The organism is Sphingomonas donggukensis (genome assembly GCF_023674425.1).
Taxonomy (GTDB): domain Bacteria; phylum Pseudomonadota; class Alphaproteobacteria; order Sphingomonadales; family Sphingomonadaceae; genus Sphingomonas; species Sphingomonas donggukensis.
Window position 1 is genome coordinate 2,867,983 of record NZ_CP098401.1, and the last position, 19,538, is coordinate 2,887,520.

The following is a 19,538-nucleotide window of genomic DNA, read 5'->3' on the forward strand; positions in this document are numbered from 1 at the left end:
GAGCGCTCACACGCACTGGCCGTGGCCCCGCCACTCGCCTACGCGCCCTTTCGGGGATGACGGGGAGAAGAGCGGTGATCGACAGGCGGACGATATTGGCAGGCAGCGTCCTGCTCGGTGCAACCTCTCGCGCGTGGGGACGCCCCGCATCTGCCGGCACTTCCCGCAGCCGCGCGATCGACGGAATCGCGCTGCCGGCAAACTTCAACGGCCTTATCGCCCATGCCCGCGCGGGCAGGGTGGAGCATGTCCGCTGCGTCGGTATGGCCGATATCGAAAGCGCCGTGCCGATTACCCCGACCACCCAGTTCCGTTGGGGATCGGCGTCGAAATGGCTGACCAGCGTCGCGGTCCTGCGCCTCGCGGAGCGCGGGGTTCTCTCGATCGACGCCCCGATCAAGACCTACCTGCCTGATTTTCGACACGACACCGGCGACCGCGTGCTGCTGCGGCACCTGCTGTCGAATACCTCGGGCGTCCCGGACCTGCTCTCCCGCGAGCTTGCGTCGGAACCCGGCCTGCGCACGTCGAGCGCCACGGCGGCAGCGATGGTTGCACGGTTCGGGGCCGGCGATCCGACATTCGCACCGGGCCAAGGCTGGGACTATGCCGCGCTCAACTGGGTGATCGTGGCGGCGATCGTCGAGCGCCTGACCGGCACACCGCTCGCGGCCAACGTGGAGCGGCTGGTGCTCCGCGCGCTCGGCATGACGGGCGCCGGCTTCGCGCAGGATGGCCAGCCGCCGATGCCGCGTCTGGCCGTGGCGTATGGCAGCGCGGTGCCGCCGGTGCGCAAGATGTCGCCGGCCCCGGCCTTCGTCGCCGCGACCGGAAATGTGGCGGGCGGCGTGCGCGATGCGGTCCGCGCCGCGCACGGCATTTTCCACACTGGCCTGCTGCGTGCCCCCTCGCGCACGGCGCTGACGCAGGTGGCGTGGCCGGCGCAGGAGTATGCGCTGGGCGGGCGAGTGCATCTGATCGACGGTGCACCCTGGGCGTGGGAGACGGGCAAGGTCGGTGGGTATCGCACCCACATCGCCCATCGCCTGGCGCGAAGCGAAACCATCGTCGTGTTCAACACGACCGACATGGACCAGTCGGCGATCGGGGCGTGGGTGGAGACGATCGCGCGGGCTTGACGAAGCGTTTCCGCCACGCCGTCAGACGGGCTGCTGCGCGCCCGCTGCCCCGGTACCCATGAAAGTAATACTTTCATGGGAGCCCGTCCGACGTGGCGAGTCGGCACTTTGCTTGCGCAAAGTGCGCGCCGCCCGCTTAATCCGCCGCGGGCACCGCCATCAGTTTCGCAAAACGGCTCTTGAACGCATCGAGCGCGCCGCCCGACAGGCGCTGGACGCTTTCGAACGTCACCTTGCCCGGATTGATCGGCGTGCCGGCCTTCCACAATTCATAATGGACGTGCGGGCCGGTCGACAGGCCGGTCGAGCCGACATATCCGATCACCTGACCTTTGCTCACGCGCTGGCCGTTCGACACCGCGATCCGGCTCATGTGGCCGAAGCCGGTCGCCAGGCTGTTCGCGTGCGCCAGCTTCACGAAGCGACCGTATCCGCCCGCCCAGCCCGCCATCGTCACCGTGCCGTCCATCGGCGCGACGATCGGCGCGCCCGAGGGGGCGGCGATGTCGAGACCCTTGTGCATCCGCGCATAGCCGAGCACCGGGTGCGTCCGCATGCCGAAGCCCGACGTCAGCCTCCCCGCGACCGGCATCATCGCCGCGCCCGCGGTGCGTTCGCCGATACCCTTGGCGTCGAACCAGCTGTCCTTGCCGCCCTGTTCGAAGCGCACGAGCTGTAGCTTGCTGCCGTCGCCGGACAGGCCGGCGTAGAGCAATTTGCCGAGTTGCACTTCGCCGGTCGCGGCGCGGGCGCGCTCGACGATCACGTCGAACTGCTGGTCGCTGCCGATCCGGCTGACCGGCGTGCGGCTGGCGACCGAGCGCAGGAACGCCTCGACCGCCTTGGCCGGCACACCCGCCGCACGCGCCGAGCGATAGAGGCTGGGGCCGACGCGACCCTGAATACGCAGCGGAGTGTGGTCGATCGCGATGGGAATCGCGTTCAGCGCCAGCACTCCGGCCTGCCGCGCGATATCCATGCTGAGGTCGAAGCGTGCGCGGAACGACAATTTCTCGAGCGGGCGGGGCGCGTCCTTGGCGGGGCGGCGACCGAGCACCAGCTCGAGCTGCGTGCCGGGATTGAGTTCGTCGAGCGCGATCTTCTGCGCGACCAGGTCGGCGACGGCGCCGGCATCGTGCGAACCCACCCCGGCGCGCGCCAGCACGTCGGCGATGCGGTTGCCGTCGGTCAGCGTCGCGGCCAGTTCCAGCGTCGGGCGCTCGGGCGTGTCGGTCAGCGGCACTACCGCGGCGGTCGGCGCAAGCCGATGGCCGCTGTTGGCGCCGAGCGCCAATGGCGCGATCGATTGCGCGCGCGCCTCGTCCCAATCGGCCCCGGCCAATGTCGGCGCGGCAACACCATAGGTCGGGCGATCGAAGCCGGGGGAGAGCATCCACGTCGCCGCGATCAGCGCGGCGCAGGTCGCGGCCCCGCGCCACCACGTCCGGCTGCCGATGTCGGCGCCGAGGTCGGGGACCAGGTCGATCCCGCCCAGCCGCTCCTGCAGGCGATCGGCAAGCGGGGTCGGTGCCGGCGCCGCGAATGCGCGCCCGAACGACAGCGCCACCGCGCCGCCTGCACCTTCCAGCACTGAATCGTTGCGCACGAACACCCGAGCGCGTCCCCCCGAATAGCAGGCCCGCCCCGAAACCCCGGGCCCAGGCAGCATCCGTTGTGGACCAGACATCCTAAAGTCAAATTAAGCAGCCATGCCGCGCGCCGACATTGCGACGAGTCGTGGCCGGGCGACGCCGGGCGGCGCAACCATCCGCAATTCGGCGATTTTTATCCGCCCAGAACATCGATGTGGGCTTGCATCCGGGGCTGCGCGCGTCGATCTTCCGACCGTGACCCGTTTCTCGCGTTCGCCCGTCACCGCGGTGCTGGGGCCGACCAACACCGGCAAGACGCATCTCGCGGTCGAGCGGATGTGCGGCCATTCGAGCGGCATGATCGGCTTCCCGCTGCGCCTGCTGGCGCGCGAAGTCTATGACCGCGTCGTCAAGCTGAAGGGCGAGAAACAGGTCGCGCTCATCACCGGCGAGGAACGCATCGTACCGCCGGACGCGCGCTACTTCCTCTGCACCGCAGAAAGCATGCCGCTGGATCGGGAGGTCGGCTTCGTCGCGCTCGACGAAGCGCAACTTGGCGCCGACCCGGAGCGCGGGCATGTCTTCACCGACCGCCTGCTGCGCGCGCGCGGGCGGGACGAGACGATGATCCTCGGCTCGGCGGCGCTGCGTCCGCTGGTCCGCACGCTCGTCCCCGATGCCGAGATCGTCGAGCGCCCGCGGTTCTCGACGCTCAGCTACGCCGGCGCGAAGAAGCTGTCGCGCCTGCCCAAACGCTCCGCGATCGTCGCGTTCAGCGCGGAGGAAGTGTACGCCGTGGCCGAGGCGATCCGCCGCCTGCGCGGCGGCGCAGCGGTGGTGATGGGGGCGCTGTCCCCTCGCACCCGCAACGCCCAGGTCGCGATGTTCCAGGCGGGCGAGGTCGATTACCTGGTCGCCACCGATGCGATCGGCATGGGGCTGAACATGGACGTGGCGCACGTCGCCTTCGCCAGCCTCACCAAGTTCGACGGGCGCCGAACGCGCCGGCTGACGGTCGCCGAAATGGCCCAGATCGCGGGCCGCGCCGGGCGCCACCAGCGCGACGGCACGTTCGGCGCGCTGGTCGAGGAAGGGCCGGGCGCGTTCACCCCCGAGGAAGTCTTCGCGATCGAGGAACACCGTTTCCCGGACCTCGACTTCCTCTACTGGCGCGACGGCGAACCCGACCTGTCGAGCGTCGCCGCGCTGATCGAGAGCCTTGAGGCGAAACCGCGCGACATCGTCCTGCGCGCAGCACCCGAGGCGGTCGACCTCGCCGTGCTCAAGCGGCTGGCATCCGAACCGTGGGTGCTCGACCGCGCCCGCGGCGGCGGAGTCGCGCGGCTTTGGGCGGCGTGTGGCATCCCCGACTTCCGCAAGCTGGGGGTCGAGCCCCACAGCCGCTTCGTCGCGCGCGTCTTCCAGCATCTGACCGAGGGCGATGGCCACATCCCCTTCGCGTGGTTCGCGGGCGAAATCGCACGGCTCGACAGCGTGACCGGCGACGTCGAGACGATCGCCGGGCGCATCGCGGGCACGCGCACCTGGGCCTATATCGCCCACCGCGCCGGCTGGATCGGCGACGGTATCGAGGCGCGGGCGCGGACTCGCGCGCTCGAGGAGAAATTGAGCGACGCGCTCCACGACCGCCTGACCCAGCGCTTCGTCGACAAACGGACCACCGCGCTGCTCCGCACGATCGGCGCCGACGAACGCCATTTGCCGGTCGTGATCGACGCGCAGGGCGAAGTGAGCGTCGAGGATCATGCCATCGGTCGCCTCGATGGTTTCCGCTTCACCGTCGCCCCGGACGCCCGCGCCACCGACAAGCGGCGGCTGCTCGCCGCTGCCGAAAAGCGGCTGGCGGGCGAACTCGCCAAGCGCGGCAAGGCGCTGGCCGGGGCGGACGATGCGTCCCTCGTTCTCGACGCCGGCACGATCCGCTGGAACGGGGCGGGCATCGCGACGCTCGGGGCCGGGCCGCAACTGACCCGCCCGGCCATCCGCCTCGACCGCGCGCTCGACGTGCTCGACAAGGCCGCGCGCGACGCCGTTGCCGCGCGGCTGGCGGCGTGGTTCGACGCGCAGACCCGCCGCTTCACGCCCGCGCTCGTCCAGCTCGACCAGCTCGCCCGCGACCGCACCGCGCCGCCGCCTCTACGCGCCACCGCCACCGCGCTAGGGGCAGCGGGTGGTCTCGCCGACCGCGCGCACATCCCCGATGTCGAGGCGATCGATGCGCCCGCGCGCCGCACCCTGCGCCAGCACGGCATCACCGTCGGCACGCTCGACCTGTTCGACCCGCGCCTGCTGAAGCCCGCGGCTGCGCGGTGGCGGGCGGCGTTGCTCGCTGCGCGCGGCGTCGCGACGACGTTGCCGCCGGAGGGCGCGACGATCCTCGACGGTGGCGCGCCGACTGCCGGCTTCCGCCGCATCGCCGGCCAGCAGGTCCGCGTCGACCTGGTCGAACGCATCGCCCGCGCCGCGCACGACGCGCGCCAGGGCCGCAACCCCTTCGCCCCCGACCCCGCGCTCGCCACCTCGATCGGCGTCCGCGCGGAGACGCTGGCGAAGCTGATGGCGCGGCTCGGCTTCGTACCGGCAAAGGGCGACGTCCCCCGCTGGATCTGGCGCGGCCGCCCGAAGCTGGTGTCGCCCAGGATCGTCGCGCCGGCCCGCGACAATGCCTTTGCCGCGCTTGCCGGGATCGACTTCGGCCATGGTTGAAGGCGCCACGATGCGGCTCGACAAGTTCCTCTGGTACGCCCGCCTCGCCCGGACGCGCAGCGCGGCGCAAGGGGTGGCGGAGGCGCGGCACCTGCGCCTGAACGGCCGCGTCATCGATCGCGCGGCGGCGGGCGTGCGCGTCGGCGACACGCTCACCTTCCCGCTTCACGGCCATGTCCGCGTGATCCGTATCGCCGCGCTGCCCACCCGCCGCGGCCCCGCGCCCGAAGCGCGCGCCTGCTACGCCGACCTGTCGCCGCCGGGCGGCCCCGCCGCTGAGAACGTCTCGCAGGAAAGCGCGGGCGATTGACGCACCCGCAAACCCTGAATAGCTGAGGGCCATTCAAGGGAGCCTGCCATGACCTACGTCGTCACCGATGCCTGCATTCGCTGCAAGTACATGGATTGCGTCGAGGTGTGCCCCGTCGACTGCTTTTACGAAGGCGAGAACATGCTCGTCATCAACCCCAGCGAATGCATCGACTGCGGCGTGTGCGAGCCCGAATGCCCGGCTGAGGCGATCCTGCCCGACACCGAGAACGGGCTCGAGAAGTGGCTGGAGCTCAACACGACGTTCAGCGCGCAGTGGCCGAACGTCACCCGCAAGAACGACCAGACCCCCGCCGATGCCGACGAGCACAAGGGCGAGGACGGCAAGTTCGACAAATATTTCTCGCCCGAGCCCGGTTCGGGCGACTGATCGACCGCGCGTCTTCCGGCGCGCGATCCTGTTCCACCGCAAGTCCCCGGCGCGCCCCGAAATGGCGCGAACGGCGCCTGCGTGCGGCCAGGCTGCAACGCAACACTGGTAATTTTATTACGGCCGTGTTAAAGGGGGCGGGACGGCGGCAAGACTCGCTTGTCCGAATCCGGAGACGTTCGACCATCTGCCCCGACGCGGCGCGCCTGTCCGATTTGCTATGGCGCATACGCTTTTCCCCGGGGCCGAACCAGATGAAAGGTTTGCCCAACATGGCTGCAAAGGCGCTGTCCTTCGTTGTCGGCGATTATGTCGTTTACCCCAAGCACGGCGTCGGTCGTGTCATCGAGCTTCAGAAACAGGAAATCGCGGGCACCAGCCTGGAACTGTACGTGCTGCGTTTCGAAAAGGAGCGCATGACGCTCCGGGTGCCGACCAACAAGGCCGAAAGCGTCGGCATGCGCAAGCTGTCGTCGGACAAGACGCTGCGCGAGGCGCTCGACACGCTGAAGGGCAAGCCCAAGGTGAAGCGTACCATGTGGTCGCGCCGTGCGCAGGAATATGAGGCGAAGATCAATTCGGGCGATCTGGTGTCGATCGCCGAAGTGGTCCGCGACCTGTTCCGCCCCGACGACCAGCCCGAGCAGAGCTATTCCGAACGCCAGATCTTCGAAGCGGCGGCCTCGCGCCTGGCCCGCGAGCTGGCGGCAATGGAAGAGGTCGATGAGCCCAAGGCGCTCGAAAAGATCATCGACATCCTGAAGGTCGCGGCACCTGCCTACGCCAAGGACAAGCTGCCCGCGTAAGCGGCGGCACCTGTCGCAATGCACGCGGGGCGGCCGGAAACGGTCGCCCCGCTGCGTTTCGGCGCTCGGGAAGCGATGGCGGATACCCGGCGGATCGCGCGAAAACCCTTGCCGGACAGGTCGGTTGCCGGTCGCTCTCCGTGCACGAACTCGGCGCTGTGCTACACGCACCGCGATATGCTTATGTGGGCGCATGACGTTCCGCACCCTTCGCGCCACGCAGGCCCTTCGCCGCGCTGTCGGCGGTGGGCGAAGGTTCCGATATGCACCCTTTCCACGGAACTTTCGGCACTTCTGACGGCCCTTTCGCGCGGCAATGCTTGCGCGTGCTCCCGGAGTGTATTATAAGAACAATACACATGGTGGGAGATGGATGATGCGGTCTTTGTGGGTTCTGGCAGCATTGCCGCTGGTCGCTTGCGGGACGATCGACGAGGCGAAGGGGGAGAAGGTCGCCGGCACCGGCGCCGGATCGAGCCGCACCTTCCAGGTCGCCGACTTCACCGGAGTCGAACTGGCCGGATTCGACGATGTCGACGTCACCGTCGGACCGGCCTTCTCGGTCCGTGCCGATGGTCGCTCGGAGGATCTCGACAAGCTCGACATCCGCAAGGACGGTTCGACCCTGCACGTCGGGCGGCGCAAGGGCGACGGCTGGGGCTGGGGCAAGGATGGCAAGGGCGTCACCGTCCGCGTCACGATGCCCGCGATCGCGCTCGCCAGCCTTGCGGGATCGGGCAATCTGAAGGTCGACAAGGTGTCGGGCGGCGACTTTCGCGGCGAACTCGCCGGGTCGGGCGACCTGAGTGTCGGGCAACTGGCGGCAAATTCCGCGAAGCTCGATATCGCCGGCTCGGGCGGGATCCGCGCCGCGGGGCAGGTGCGCGCGCTGTCGGTATCGATCGCCGGGTCGGGCGACGTCGATGCCAAGGGGTTGCGTGCGGACAGCGCCGACATCTCGATCGCGGGCTCCGGCAACGTCACCGCCGACGTGACCGGTGACGCCTCGATCGACCTGATGGGATCGGGCGACGTGACGCTGGGGCAGGGCGCGCGGTGCAAGATCAACAAGATGGGGTCGGGCGAGGTCCGCTGCGGCTGACGGCTTGCGCGGGCGGGGCGGGGATGCGAGCGTGACGGCCATGTCGCGCTTCCCGCTCCGCTTGCTCGCCGTGCCTCTCGTCCTGACGGCCGCCCCGGCCCGGGCCGACGAGCGCAGCTACATGTTCTCCGACTTCGACCGCATCCGGGTCGAGGGGCCGTTCGAGGTGATCGTCGGCGATGCGCCCAGCGCGTCGGTAAGCGCGGAGGGCGATGCCCGCGCGCTCGATCGCCTGGCGGTGCGGGTCGATGGGCGGACGCTGGTCATCTCGCCCGGCGTCAACGGCTGGGGCGGCTATCCGGGGGCGGCAAAGACGCTGCCGGTGGTGCGGGTGCGCGGACCGATGCTGCGCGCCGCGACCGTGCTGGGCAACGGGCGGATGACGATCGATCGCCTGTCGGGCCAGCGCGTCGATGTCGGCGTATCGGGCGCGGGCAGCCTGACCGTGGCGGCGATCCGTGCCGACCTGGTCGAGGCGACGGTGATCGGATCGGGCGCGCTGACGGTCGGGGGCCAGGCACTGCGGGCGCGGTTCCGGTCGAACGGTCCCGCGACGATCGACGCCGGCGCGCTCGACGTAAGCGCGCTGACGGTCGCTGCGCAGGGATCGGGCGACGGGCGCTATGCCGCGCGCGACACCGCCAATATCGCCGCCGATGGTCAGGGCAGCGTGACCGTCGCCGGCACGCCGTCCTGCACCGTGCGCGGATCGGCGCCGGTGTCGTGCGGGGCGGCGCGGTAGCGATATGGGCGGCCTCGTCATCCACGATTTCAGCGACGCGCTGGCCCCGCATTTCGCGCGGATCAACGCCGAATGGATCGGGGCGATGTATCGGATCGAGCCGACCGACCGCGACGTGCTCGACCATCCCCGCGCGCGCATCGTCGATCGCGGCGGGGCGATTCTGTTCGTGGAGGATGCCGATCTCGGCATCGTCGGCACCTGTGCCCTGCAACGCACCGCACCGGGCCGGTTCGAGCTGACCAAGATGGGCGTGCTCGAATCGGCGCGCGGGCGGGGCGTCGGCGCGGCCCTGCTCGACGCTGCGATCGCGCGGGCCAAGGTGCTTGGCGCGGAGACGCTATACCTGCTCAGCAACCGCAGGAGTGCGGCGGCAATCCATCTCTACGAACGCGCCGGCTTCGTCCATGATGCTGAAATCATGACGGAATACGGGTCGCGCTACGAACGCTGCGACGTCGCGATGCGCTATCGGGGCTAGGACTGACGAGCCTCGAACAGGGGCAGGGTGGCGCCCTCTGCCGCGGGGAAGTTGGACACGGTCACCCCGACCAGCCGGATGCCCTTGGGCGTCGGCAGCACCGACCGGATCAGCGCCCGCGCAGTCTCGCTCAGCGCCGCATGGCTGTCGATCGCGCCCGCCACCGTCTGGCTGCGGGTGATCTGCTGGAAGTCGCCGTACTTGACCTTGACCGTCACGGTTCGCCCGAACGCCTGCGCCTTTGCGCACCACGCCCAGACGTCGTCGGCCATGCGCTGCACCCCCGCCTCGATCTCCTCATCCTCGGTCAGGTCGTGGTGGAACGTCGTTTCCGACCCCGACGACTTGCGCACCCGATCGGGATTGACCGGTCGATCGTCCTCGCCGCGGGCGATGTGGAAATACCAGTCGGCGGCGCTGCCGAAATTGGCGCGCAGGAAGTCGATCGACTGCGCGCGCAGGTCCGCACCGGTGACGATGCCCAGCCGCTCCATCTTGCGCGCGGTGACCGGCCCGACCCCGTGGAACCGCGCCACCGGCAGCGTCTCGACCCAGGCCGCGCCCATGTCGGGCGTCACCGCGAACTGCCCGTCGGGCTTGCGGTGGTCGGAGGCGAGCTTTGCCAGGAACTTGTTGTAGCTGATCCCCGCCGACGCGGTGAGCCCGGTTTCCTCGCGGATGCGCGCCCGGATCGCCTTCGCGGTCGCCCAGGCGGTGGGCAGTCCGGCCAGGTTCGCGGTGACGTCCAGATACGCCTCGTCCAGCGACAGCGGCTGTATCAGCGGCGTGAACTCGGCGAAGATCGCATGGATCTGCCGCGACACCGCCTTGTACACCTCGAACCGCGGCTTCACGAACACCAGGTCGGGACAGCGCCGCAGCGCCGTGACCGAGGGGAGGGCGGAGCGCACGCCGAACGCCCGCGCTTCATACGATGCCGCCGCCACTACCCCCCTCGCAGCGCGCCCGCCGACCGCCACCGGCAGCCCGCGCAACGACGGATCGTCGCGCTGCTCCACCGACGCGAAGAAGGCGTCCATGTCGATGTGGATGATCTTGCGCGGGGCGGGCGAAGTCATGGGCGACGGGTCATAACGCAGGCGCGGGCGTCAATGGAAATCGCGCGATCGGATGCGGATCGCGTCTTCCGGATCCACGCCCTCGCGGAATGGCGCATGATAGTCCGACCGTACCTTCGGTCGCCACTCCGCATCGCCGCGGTCGGGCGCACCGCTGTGGGTCGCACCGTCGCCGCGCGTCGTCAGCCGCGGCAGGTCGACGTCGCCGATTTCGCGCAGCATCCAGCTGTAATCGACGATGCGGTCGGCGATGATGTGGATCACCTGGCCTTCCTTCTGCACGCTCCCCTGGATGCCGATCATCGACGCCGACATGACGGTGCGGCGCTGCGCCTCGAACCGGTCGGGCCAAAGGATACCCTGCGCGACGCCGGTTTCGTCCTCGATGGTGATGAATAGCACGCCCTTGGCCGATCCCGGCTTCTGGCGGACCAGGATGACGCCGGCGACCTCGACCTTGCGCCCTTCCTGCACGCGCGGCAGCGCCGCCGCCGGCAATATCCCGCCCGCCGCCAGCCGCTCGCGCAGGAACGCCAGCGGATGCGCGCGCAGTGACAATTGCGTCGATCGGTAATCCTCGACTACCTCGCGCCCCTCGGTCATCGGGGTCAGCGCGACCGCGGGCTCGCGCACTTCCATCATTTCCAGCAGCGGCAGCGGCTTTTCGCCCAAGGCCTTCACCGCCCACAACGCCTGGCGCCGGTCATGCCCGAAACAGCGGAACGCATCGGCACGCGCCAGCCGCTCAAGCGCGGCGGGCTTCACGCGCGAGCGCCGCCAGACGTCGGGGATCGACGCGAACGGCCCGGAGCGACGCGCGGCGAGGATGGCGTCGGCATCGTTCTGCGCGAGGCCGGCGACGATCTTCATGCCGAGACGCAGCGGCAAAAGCCCTCTCCCCTCGGGGAGAGGGTTTTCAGACAGAACGATCGTGTCCCACTCGCTGCCGTTTACGCACACCGCCTCGATCACCACGCCGTGTTCGCGCGCATCGCGGACGATCTGGGCGGGGGCGTAGAAGCCCATCGGCTGGGCGTTGAGCAGGGCCGCGCAGAAGATGTCGGGATGGTGGCACTTCATCCAGCACGAGGCATAGGCGATCTTCGCGAAGGACGCGGCGTGGCTTTCGGGGAAGCCGTAGCTGCCGAATCCCTCGATTTGCTTGACCAGCCGCTCGGCGAACGCGGGGGTGATGCCGTTGCCGAGCATGCCTGTGATCAGTTTTTCGCGGAATTCGCCCACCCCGCCGGTCATCTTGAACGTCGCCATTGCCCGCCGCAGGCGATCGGCCTCGCCCCCCGTAAAGCCCGCACCGATGATCGCGACCTGCATCGCCTGTTCCTGGAACAGTGGTACGCCGAGCGTCTTCTTGAGCACATTTTCAAGGGCAGGGCTGGGGTACTCGACCGCTCCCGGATTCTCGCGCCGCTTCAGATACGGATGCACCATGTCGCCCTGGATCGGTCCCGGCCGCACAATCGCGACCTGGATCACCAGATCGTAGAATTCCTTCGGCTTCATCCGTGGCAGCATCGACATCTGCGCGCGGCTCTCGATCTGAAAGACGCCCAGCGTGTCCGCCTTCTGGATCATCGCGAAGGTCTTTGGATCGTCAGACTGCAACTCGTCACTGGCGAGTGTCATCTCCTGACCTTTGTGCTCAGCCATCAGGCCGAACGCACGGCGCATGCAGCCCAGCATCCCGAGGCCGAGGATGTCCACCTTCATGAAACCCAGTTCTTCGATATCGATCTTTTCCCATTCGACTACCCAGCGTTCGGGCATCGCGGCCGGTTCGACCGGTACCAGCGTATCGAGCCGGTCGCGCGTCAGTACAAAACCGCCGGGATGCTGTGACAGATGACGCGGCGTACCAATCAGGTCGCGCGCAAGCTCCAGCGTAAGTGCCAAGCGTGGATCGTCGCGATCAAAATTCAATTGATCGACATGGGCGTCCTTCACCCCTTCAACTGACCAGCCCCACACTTGACTGGCCAATGCTGCCGTCATGTCTTCAGACAGCCCCAGCACCTTGCCGACCTCGCGCACGCTACCGCGAGCACGAAAGCGGCTGACCACTGCGGTCAACGCAGCATGGCTGTGACCATAGGTTTCATAAATCCACTGGATGACTTCTTCGCGGCGTTCGTGTTCGAAATCGACATCGATGTCGGGTGGTTCATGGCGCTCGGTGGAGATGAAGCGATCGAACAGCAGTCCACGTTCGATCGGGTCGATCGATGTGATGCCCAAGGCATAGCAAATAATCGAATTGGCTGCCGATCCCCGACCCTGACAAAGTATCTTTGCACTTCGGGCAAAGCTGACGATGGAGTTCACCGTCAGGAAATAGGCAGCATAGCCCATCTGACCGACGAGGCGCAGTTCATGCTCGAGCAGATCCTGGTAGGGCTTTGGCGGCGTGCCTTCGAACATGCGATCGAGCGCAGATTGAGCGAGATGAGCCAGCGCGTCCTGGGGTGATCGACCGGTCATGACGATCTCGTCGGGATATTGGTACCGTAGCTGGCGCAGCGAAAAATTGCATCGTTCCACGATTCGTTCGACTGCGGCGAGGGCACCGGGATGGTCGGCAAAGCGCCGCGCCATTTCCTCCGGGGGCTTCATGTGACGATCCAAGCTGCGCTCGCTGCGCAGGCCAAGGTCGTCGATCGTGCATTTCTCCCTGATTGCCGTCACGACGTCCTGCAACATCCGACGATCGGGATGATGATAGAGGACGTCCCCCGTTGCGAGTGGGGTAAGGCCATAAGCGCGTGCGCGTTGCGCAATCTGGTGAAGCCGCATCGCATCGCCGGGACGCCGGTGATATGTCAGGCATACATGCCCGCGGTCGGAACCGAATATGTCGGCCATCCATGCAAAGGCGCGGATATCCAGACCATTATTGGTCACCAAGGCCGCGACCAGCCCATCTGCGTGCGCGGCCACATCTTCCCAGTGCAGAAAACAACGCCCTTTCTCACCCCGTTTTATATTGGCGCGGGATTTGCCGAGGGTCAGCAGCGTCGTGAGCCGGCTCCAGCCACGCAGATCCTCCGGCCACACCAGCACCGACGCGCCATCGACCAGATCCAGCCGGCATCCGACGACCAGCCGCACCGGCGGCCCCTGTTTCGACACCTGTTCCGCCGCGACCAGCGCCCGGACGATGCCCGCCACCGAATTGCGATCGGTGATGCCCAGCGCCGGCATGCCCGCGACCGATGCCGCGCCGAACAGCTCCTCGCACGACGATGCGCCGCGCAGGAAGCTGAAGTGGGTCGTCACCTGAAGTTCGCTGTAGGTCACCCGAACCAGCCGTGCAGGAACCAGGCGAGGTCGCCGGTGACGCTGCGTTCGCCGTCGCCGCGGCGGTAGAGCCAGAAGCGAGTGCCGGCGTCGTCCTCGACCTGGAAATAATCGCGCACGGCGTGGCGCTCGCCCGATCGGCTCCACCATTCGCCGGCGATGCGTTCCGGGCCGTCGGCGCGGGCGACGGTATAGCCGTGACCGCGCCAGACGAAGCGGCGCGGGGCGCCATCGGGCATCAGCGCCATGACATTGTCGAGCCTCTCGGGCCGCGCGAGCAGGCGCACCGGGCGCGGCCAGCGCGGGTGCCAGGGGTGGAGCGGCGCGGTGAGGTCGAGGCGGCGGACGTCGTCTGCTTTCAACGGCTGCTGCCGGCGCTCGGGCGGATCGAGCGGCGGGACCGACGCGACGCTGCGTTCGGGTACATCGCTTTCGACCGGCTGCTGGCGCCACAGCGCGCTGCCCCGCGTTGCCAGCGTGTCGATCAACGGCGTCAGATCGGGCGTTGCCTCCTCGGCCAGTTCCGGCGCCAGCGCCTCCGGCCCCAGCCGGTCGGCGGCGCGCAGGTGGAGGGTGATCGCGTCGATGCCGTACCCCGGCTCGACATCGCCGATCCGCCGCACGAGCAGCCGCAGGATGTGTGCGGGATCGCGGCTGGGGCGAGCCAGGCCGATGCGGATGCGCTGCGCCATAGTATCGACGCGGTCGGCGATCACCTCGATCCGGCGCGCGCCGAGGCCGGCGGTGGCGAGCTCTGCGGTCAGGCGGGGCACGAGCATCCCCAGCCAATGTTCGATCGCCTCCGCCGTCGCGATCGGCTCGGCGAAACGCTGTACGACCGCGATCGGCTCGGCAGGGATAACGGGGACCAGCGGCTCGGGCAGCCACCCCAGCGCCTGGTCCAGCCGCGCGACGATGCCGGGGCCGAAACGCCGCACCAGCGGCCCGCGCGCGACCTGCGCCAACTGGCCGATGGTATCGATGCCCAGCCGCCGCAGCAGCTCGACCGCCGCCATGCCGATGCGCAGCGCGGGTGTGGGGAGGGGGGCAAGCGCGGTTGCCGCGTCATGGCAAAGCGTAATCGCTTGCCCGCCGTGACGCGCCAGCGCGTGCGCCGCGCCGGGCGTGTCGGCGATCGCGACGCGCGCGGCATAGCCACGTCGTGCCAGTTGGCGGACGAGCTTGCGCGCCATCGCCGCTTCCCCGCCGTGGAGATGCTCGGTGCCGGTGATGTCGATCAGCAACCCCGCCGCGCCATCGATCGCGACGATCGGCGCGAACCGCCGCGCGAGCACCACCGCCAGCCGGTCGAGATCGGCGGCGTCGCCGGCATGATCGGCGTCGCGCGCCACCAGCCCCGGCGTCTGCGCGCGTGCCTGGGTCAGCGCCATGCCGGGGACGATGCCGAGCGCGCGGGCGTGTTCGCAGGCGGCGGCGACCTCGACGCGGGAGCCGATCTTGTGGGTGAGGACGAGTGGCGAATCCTCCCCGGCACGGGGAGGGGGGGCAGCGCAGCTGGTGGAGGGGGCGGGCAACGGGCGGTGCGCTCGCGGCGATCCCCCTCCACCACTCGCTTCGCGAGCGGTTCCCCTCCCCGTGCCGGGGAGGATTGATGAGAGCCCCGCCTCGCCGCACGCCAAGCTGTTGCGGCCCGCCCCCTCCGTCGCGCTGCGCGCGCCACCTCCCCGTGCCGGGGAGGAATTTGCCGCACCCCCATCATCGCCGCGCAGGCGCTTGAAGGGATGGTCCGCGACCTCGCTGTGGCGGCCGAGTTCGCGCATCGGCGGGCGCTGGTGCGCGGGTAGCGCGGCGATCGCGGCCTGCACCTCGGCCTTCGCCCAGCGCGCGCCGGGGCGCCAGCCGCCGCCGCGCGGGACCGAGCAGGCGGTGGCGCGCTCAGCGGCGACGTGGGTGGCGAGCGTGGCGAGGCTCGCGTCGAGGTGTCGGGATGGGGCGCCGGGGTTGCGGGGGGAGGGGAGGTGGAGGTGTGACTCTTCGGTTCCGTCTTGGGCGCGCGCGACAGCGGCTCCGTCGCGGGCAAAGCCCGCGCCGTCGTCGGACGCGCTGTGCGCGCTGGTCGGGCGGGGCGCTGCGACGGCTTCGCCGCGCATCGGCGCCATCGAGCTTTGCTCCGACGCGCCTGCGCTACGCGGCGCGCGACGCGCCGCTACCCGCCACCGATCGATCGACCAGCTTGGCAGGTAGAGCGCAGCGACCCGTTTCATCGCATGCCTCCAATGTCCAGTGTCCGGGTGCGCCGCCCTTTTGCCGCACCAACTCGACCTGCCATCGCGCGCGGCCGATGCCGGCGACAGGCAGCGGTGCGGACGGCGCGGTGGCGACGCGCCAGCGGGTGACCGCCGCCGATGGCGGTCCCAGCGGATCATCGCCGGTGCGTCCGTGGCGCTTCATCAGCAGCGCGATCGTGCGACCCCCTTCCGCCGCCAACTGCAACCGGCGCGTGGCGGCAAGGCCGGCGCGCTTCGCCTCGCCGATCACCGCGCCCAGCCCCTTGTGGCGCAACCCCTCCTCCATGATGCCGAGCAGGTCGGCATCGTCCTGCGCCTCTGCATAGATCACGCGCGCGGCGGACAGCCCGGCCTGCGCCAATCCGGGCGCGAACAGGTCACGGCGGCGCACCACCCACAGCACCGGGCCCCACGCGCGCGCGGCGATGCCAGCGAGGAACAATGTCGTCGCGGCATCGTCGCCCATCGACGGCGATGCGCCCGCGACTTCATGCAGCGCATCCAGCCGCAGCCCCGCCGTCGCCAGCGTGTCGTCGAGCGCATCGACCCCGAACGGCAGCGCCGGGCGGCGGCGGAATCCGCCCCCCTCGATCGCGCTCAATTGCGCGCGCAGTTCGGCAAGGACGGCGGGATTGGACACGTGGGGCACGACTCGGAAAACCAGAATGTTCCTATTCTGTTCCAATCGAGCCCTGAGTCAACCAGTCAGCGACCAGCCGAAAGCGTCTCCGTGCATCCCCCGCGTCGCCAACGGCACTGGACCCGTTCCGCGCCGCCGCTACAGTTTCGCCATGATCCTTCGCTTGACGCTCGCCCTGCTCGCCACGACCTCTCCGGTCATGGCCACCGCGCAAACCGCCTCAACTCCCGTCGCCGTCGCCGCCCCCGCCGCCGACGCGAGCATCCTGACCAAGCCCTGGGCCGGTCCGAACGGTGGCGTACCGCCGTGGGACAAGGTGACACCGGCGATGTTCCCGCCCGCGTTCGACGTCGCGATGGCCGAGTACCGCCGGCAGATCCACGCCATCCGCGACAATCGCAGCATGCCGACGTTCCAGACCGTGATCGTGCCGCTGCAACTTGCCGGCGACACGATGGACCGGGTGGGGTCGATGTGGGGCGTGTACACGTCGAACCTCGCGACGAAGGAGGTGCAGGCGCTCGACGCTCAGCTGAGCCCCAAGCTCGCCGCCTTCTACGACGAGATTTCGCTCGATCCGCTGCTGTTTGCCAAGATCAAGCGGGTGTACGACACCCGCGCTGCGCAGAAGCTCGACGCGCAGCAACTGCGCCTCGTCGAGCGGACGTACCGCAGCTACGTCCGCCGCGGTGCGCTGCTGACCGATGCGCAGCGGGCGCAGGTGTCGACGCTCAACCAGCAGCTGGCGAGCGCCTATACCGACTTCGGGCGCAAGCTGCTGGCCGATGAGGAGACGTGGATCGTCATCGACGACGAGGCGCAGCTCGCCGGATTGCCGACCAGCTTCAAGGCGTCGCTGAAGGCGGCGGCGGACGAGCGCAAACTGGCCGGCAAATGGGTGATCGTGAACACCCGGTCGTCGGTGCAGCCGGTGCTGACCTACGCCACCGACCGCACGCTACGGGAGCGGGTGTTCAAGGCGTTCGTGGGCCGCGGCGACAATGGCGGCGCCAACGATACCAAGGCGACGATCGCGCAGATCCTGAAGCTGCGTCAGGATCGCGCGAAACTGCTGGGGTTCAGGAACCACGCCTACCTCCGCATGGACGACACGATGGCGGAGACGCCGGCCAATGCGATGAACCTGATGATGCGCGTGTGGCCCGCCGCGGTCGCGCGCGTCCGCCAAGAGGTCGCCGACATGCAGGCGGTCGCCGATGCCGACAAGGCGAACATCACGATCGAGCCGTGGGACTATCGCTTCTACGCCGAGAAGGTTCGCAAGGCGAAGTACGACCTGGATGAGACCGAGATCAAACCGTACCTCGAACTCGGCAATATCCTGAACGGCGCGTTCTACGCGGCGGGGCGGCTGTACGACCTGGGGTTCAAGGAGAATACGGGTGTGATTCCCGTCTTCAATCCCGACGTCCGCACCTTCGAGGTGACGAATATCAAGACCGGCAAACATGTCGGCTATTTCTACTTCGATCCCTATGCCCGCGCGGGCAAGCGGTCGGGCGCGTGGGCGACGCGCTATCGCGGGCAGCAGACGCTGGGCGGCGCGCGCACGGTGCTGGCGTCGAACAACAATAATTTCACGAAGGGGGGCAAGGGCGAGCCGACTTTGGTCAGCCTGGACGATGCGACCACCGCCTTCCACGAATTCGGCCATGCGATCCATTCGCTGTTGCAGAACGTGACTTATCCGGGCCTCGCCGGCACGCCGCGCGATTTCGTGGAGTATCCAAGCCAGGTGAACGAGAACTGGCTGCTGACCCGCGACGTGCTGGATCGCTATGCGAAGAATGCGGCGGGTCAGCCGATGCCGCAGGCGCTGGTCGACAAGATCGAGAAATCCTCGACCTTCAACCAGGGGTTCGAGACGGTCGAATATCTGTCGAGTGCGATCGTCGACATGAAGCTGCACGACCGCGAGGTACCGGTCACCGACATCGCCGCGTTCGAGAAGCAGGCGCTCGCCGAAATCGGGATGCCGCGCGAAATGGTGATGCGCCACCGCCTGCCGCAGTTCGGGCATCTGTTCTCGTCCGACGCCTATTCGGCGGGCTATTACAGCTACCTGTGGTCGGAAACGATGGACGCCGACACCTGGGCGGCGTTCGAGGAAACCGGCAACGTCTGGGACAAGGCGACCGCAGACCGGTTCCGCACGACCCTGTTGTCGACCGGCAACGAAACCGACCGCAAGGCAGCGTATCGCGCGTTCCGCGGGCGTGATCCGGACGTCAATGCGCTGTTCCGGCGCCGGGGTTTTCCGACGCAGTGAGACGCGCGGCGATCCTGCTCGCACTCGCCACGCCCGGCGTGGTCGGTGCGCAGCAGGCGCCGTTCCTGCGCGCCATCGGCCTCCCCGACATCGCCCCCGTCGCAGCACTGGAGGGCTATCGGGAGCGATACCGGATATTCGTCCGACCCAGTTTCGATCAGCGGCATATCGTCTCGATCGATCGCGATCGGTCGGGCCGCACCACCCTTGAGTTGGTGGTCCTGTCGGATCGACAAGCCGATTATGCCCGCAATCCCGTTTTGCTGCGCGAACGTCACCGCGTGCCGCAGCGTGAACAGAAGGCGTTCGCGGCAGTGCTTCGCGCGGCGCAGCTTGACGCGCGGACGCGGGATCACTCCGGGCTGACCGACGAATTCGGTCGTCCGCTGCCGCCATCGCCGATCCCGCCGGCACCCGACCCGCTCGATGGCACTAGCGTGACGATCGAGCATCGGACTGCGGCGGGGTATGCGATCGTGATGCGGCATGAATACCGGCTCGACCCTGCACTCCGGGCGTTGGTCGAAAAGACGCTGGCGCTGACCGGGCGTCGATTCGATCGCTCGATGGGCTACGCGCTGCGCCCGCGCGTCGGCGACTGACCCGATTGCGGAAGCCGTCCGGACGTCGCGAGTCCTCTTGAAATTTTATTACAAGGGTCGCAAAGCGGTTTCGGGCG

General features: G+C 68.7%; 15 protein-coding genes. 10 read left to right on the plus strand and 5 right to left on the minus strand.

The window, feature by feature from the left end; genetic code table 11:
- The first annotated feature begins 74 nt into the window (after nucleotides 1-74).
- Nucleotides 75-1,139, plus strand: coding sequence for a serine hydrolase domain-containing protein (locus tag M9980_RS14085; protein WP_250752029.1), 1,065 nt, complete (start codon nucleotides 75-77; stop codon nucleotides 1,137-1,139).
- Nucleotides 1,140-1,275: 136 nt separating this feature from the next.
- Here M9980_RS14085 and M9980_RS14090 read toward each other — a convergent pair whose 3' ends face one another.
- Nucleotides 1,276-2,745: a M23 family metallopeptidase gene (locus tag M9980_RS14090; RefSeq protein ID WP_250752031.1), complete on the minus strand. Its 1,470-nt coding sequence runs from the start codon at nucleotides 2,743-2,745 to the stop codon at nucleotides 1,276-1,278.
- A gap of 241 nt (nucleotides 2,746-2,986) precedes the next feature.
- Here M9980_RS14090 and M9980_RS14095 point away from each other — a divergent pair, with 241 nt between their 5' ends.
- From M9980_RS14095 to M9980_RS14125, 7 genes are all read left to right on the plus strand, one after another.
- Nucleotides 2,987-5,458 carry a helicase-related protein gene (locus M9980_RS14095; RefSeq protein ID WP_250752033.1) on the plus strand — a complete coding sequence of 824 codons (2,472 nt, stop codon included), beginning with the start codon at nucleotides 2,987-2,989 and terminating at the stop codon, nucleotides 5,456-5,458.
- 10 nt (nucleotides 5,459-5,468) lie between these two features.
- Nucleotides 5,469-5,768, plus strand: coding sequence for an RNA-binding S4 domain-containing protein (locus tag M9980_RS14100; RefSeq protein ID WP_250752036.1), 300 nt, complete (start codon nucleotides 5,469-5,471; stop codon nucleotides 5,766-5,768).
- A 48-nt stretch (nucleotides 5,769-5,816) separates the two neighbouring features.
- On the plus strand, nucleotides 5,817-6,158 hold the full coding sequence (fdxA, locus tag M9980_RS14105) for a ferredoxin FdxA (protein WP_250752039.1): 342 nt from the start codon (nucleotides 5,817-5,819) through the stop codon (nucleotides 6,156-6,158).
- 272 nt (nucleotides 6,159-6,430) lie between these two features.
- Nucleotides 6,431-6,964, plus strand: coding sequence for a CarD family transcriptional regulator (locus tag M9980_RS14110; protein WP_250754991.1), 534 nt, complete (start codon nucleotides 6,431-6,433; stop codon nucleotides 6,962-6,964).
- Nucleotides 6,965-7,337: 373 nt separating this feature from the next.
- Nucleotides 7,338-8,066, plus strand: a complete 729-nt coding sequence (locus M9980_RS14115; RefSeq protein ID WP_250752041.1) for a head GIN domain-containing protein — start codon at nucleotides 7,338-7,340, stop codon at nucleotides 8,064-8,066.
- Nucleotides 8,067-8,106: 40 nt separating this feature from the next.
- Nucleotides 8,107-8,808: a head GIN domain-containing protein gene (locus tag M9980_RS14120; protein WP_250752043.1), complete on the plus strand. Its 702-nt coding sequence runs from the start codon at nucleotides 8,107-8,109 to the stop codon at nucleotides 8,806-8,808.
- A 4-nt stretch (nucleotides 8,809-8,812) separates the two neighbouring features.
- On the plus strand, nucleotides 8,813-9,289 hold the full coding sequence (locus M9980_RS14125) for a GNAT family N-acetyltransferase (protein ID WP_250752045.1): 477 nt from the start codon (nucleotides 8,813-8,815) through the stop codon (nucleotides 9,287-9,289).
- Here the strand turns inward: M9980_RS14125 and dinB are convergent.
- From dinB to M9980_RS14145, 4 genes are read right to left on the minus strand one after another with little or no spacing between them, the layout of a single operon-like run.
- The gene (dinB, locus tag M9980_RS14130; RefSeq protein ID WP_250752048.1) at nucleotides 9,286-10,368 is read right to left on the minus strand and encodes a DNA polymerase IV; all 1,083 of its coding nucleotides are present in this window, start codon (nucleotides 10,366-10,368) and stop codon (nucleotides 9,286-9,288) included. The two genes, M9980_RS14125 and dinB, sit on opposite strands and share 4 nt — an antisense overlap.
- Before the next feature lie 30 nt (nucleotides 10,369-10,398).
- Nucleotides 10,399-13,680: an error-prone DNA polymerase gene (locus tag M9980_RS14135; RefSeq protein WP_250754993.1), complete on the minus strand. Its 3,282-nt coding sequence runs from the start codon at nucleotides 13,678-13,680 to the stop codon at nucleotides 10,399-10,401.
- A complete protein-coding gene (locus M9980_RS14140; protein WP_250752050.1) occupies nucleotides 13,677-15,905 on the minus strand; it encodes a DUF6504 family protein in 2,229 nt (742 codons plus the stop codon). Before M9980_RS14140 ends, M9980_RS14135 begins: the two co-directional genes overlap by 4 nt.
- Entirely contained in the window at nucleotides 15,826-16,569 is a 744-nt protein-coding gene (locus M9980_RS14145; RefSeq protein ID WP_250752053.1) for an ImuA family protein, read from the minus strand. The genes M9980_RS14140 and M9980_RS14145 overlap by 80 nt, the downstream gene beginning before the upstream one ends.
- Nucleotides 16,570-16,768: 199 nt before the next feature.
- Between M9980_RS14145 and M9980_RS14150 the strand changes: the two genes are divergently transcribed.
- On the plus strand, nucleotides 16,769-18,859 hold the full coding sequence (locus M9980_RS14150) for a M3 family metallopeptidase (RefSeq protein WP_250752054.1): 2,091 nt from the start codon (nucleotides 16,769-16,771) through the stop codon (nucleotides 18,857-18,859).
- Complete coding sequence (locus M9980_RS14155; protein WP_250752056.1) at nucleotides 18,856-19,461, plus strand: hypothetical protein; 606 nt, start codon at nucleotides 18,856-18,858, stop codon at nucleotides 19,459-19,461. The genes M9980_RS14150 and M9980_RS14155 overlap by 4 nt, the downstream gene beginning before the upstream one ends.
- The last annotated feature ends 77 nt before the right edge of the window (nucleotides 19,462-19,538 follow it).

Coding starts and splice junctions, on each gene's coding strand:
- M9980_RS14100 (WP_250752036.1), top strand. CDS start 5,469: ATGCGGCTCGACAAGTTCCTCTGGTACGCCCGCCTCGCCCGGACGCGC.
- fdxA (WP_250752039.1), top strand. CDS start 5,817: ATGACCTACGTCGTCACCGATGCCTGCATTCGCTGCAAGTACATGGAT.
- M9980_RS14110 (WP_250754991.1), top strand. CDS start 6,431: ATGGCTGCAAAGGCGCTGTCCTTCGTTGTCGGCGATTATGTCGTTTAC.
- M9980_RS14115 (WP_250752041.1), top strand. CDS start 7,338: ATGATGCGGTCTTTGTGGGTTCTGGCAGCATTGCCGCTGGTCGCTTGC.
- M9980_RS14120 (WP_250752043.1), top strand. CDS start 8,107: ATGTCGCGCTTCCCGCTCCGCTTGCTCGCCGTGCCTCTCGTCCTGACG.
- M9980_RS14125 (WP_250752045.1), top strand. CDS start 8,813: ATGGGCGGCCTCGTCATCCACGATTTCAGCGACGCGCTGGCCCCGCAT.
- dinB (WP_250752048.1), bottom strand. CDS start 10,368: ATGACTTCGCCCGCCCCGCGCAAGATCATCCACATCGACATGGACGCC.
- M9980_RS14140 (WP_250752050.1), bottom strand. CDS start 15,905: ATGAAACGGGTCGCTGCGCTCTACCTGCCAAGCTGGTCGATCGATCGG.
- M9980_RS14150 (WP_250752054.1), top strand. CDS start 16,769: ATGGCCACCGCGCAAACCGCCTCAACTCCCGTCGCCGTCGCCGCCCCC.